Annotated in this window: 1 protein-coding gene; it reads left to right on the top strand. The window is 35.1% G+C overall.

Annotation, left to right across the window (positions count from 1 at the left end; translation table 11 throughout):
- Positions 1-214 precede the first annotated feature (214 nt).
- Positions 215-841 (top strand): metal-dependent hydrolase, encoded by a 627-nt coding sequence (locus AC1DUW_RS30105; protein WP_053346301.1) that lies wholly within the window; start codon positions 215-217, stop codon positions 839-841.
- Positions 842-1,073 lie beyond the last annotated feature (232 nt).

Raw genomic sequence — 1,073 nt, 5'->3', positions numbered from 1 at the left:
GACTAGAAGTGAGTGAACAAAAATCAAAGGATTCTGAGAACATTACAAAGAGAGAATAAGGTTCTTCTAATTTTGAAATCAAGGAATAATCCCACTTTTTTAAAAGAAATAAAGAAATTCAGTAAAAAATATTGTATAGTTAAAAGCAAGGTGTTCGAACAAACATTCGATTGTGATATGTAAGATAACTTCTTAGAAGAACAGGAGAGAGACAGTGAACGGGACAGCGCATATGGCATTAGGAGCAGCAGTGGGATTTTTAACAGCAAACACACTTCAAACCGATCCAACCACTACTTTATTCTTAGTTGGGGTTGGGGGTGTTTCAGGTCTAATGCCCGACATGGATATTGACGGAAAGTTAAGCAATAGAATTACCTTTTCACACAAGTTCATCCGAACGTTAGCACAAACCATCGGGATTCTCATGATTATTTATAGCGTTTTGGAGGGTTCTGAAACGGAAAAGTGGGTTGGTGTAGGAGCAGGAATTGGCATTATTATAATATCTACATATATAACGCAAAGGCATATGCTGACCCTGACAGGATTAGGGGTATTAGGAGGCGGCCTATCTTTACAGGAAAACTGGTTATGGCTGTTAGGTATCTATATAATTCTAGCATCTTTCACACCTCATAGAAGTTATACGCATTCGATTGCTGGCATCGTTTTCTTTGGCGTCATTGCTCATCAATTCGAATCATCTTTGGGGATAGAGGGGATTTTCACTACTTGTATACTAGGCTACATAAGTCATTTAATTGCGGATATGAAATTTTTACCTTTTAATAGACGAGGAGTAAAGTTATTCTTGCCATTTTTCTCAAAGGAATTTTAAGTAAAAGAAACAGTGGTTCTATCAGAACCACTGTTTCTTTTACTATTCATCATGAGATATGGTATTTTTTGATAAAGTAAAAAAATATTAAATATAAAATAATAGGAAATAGTAACTATTATAGGGTAAATTTAACTTATCTTCCTCATTTTCAGATGATACGATTCTTGATCAGTTAGAGTTTTTGGACAGACGCTTAGATAGATTTGACAGACTTGAGTATGTTCACTTG

This window comes from Peribacillus sp. P4_C12, from assembly GCF_056402095.1.
This window is presented reverse-complemented; position numbering and strand designations above follow the sequence as displayed.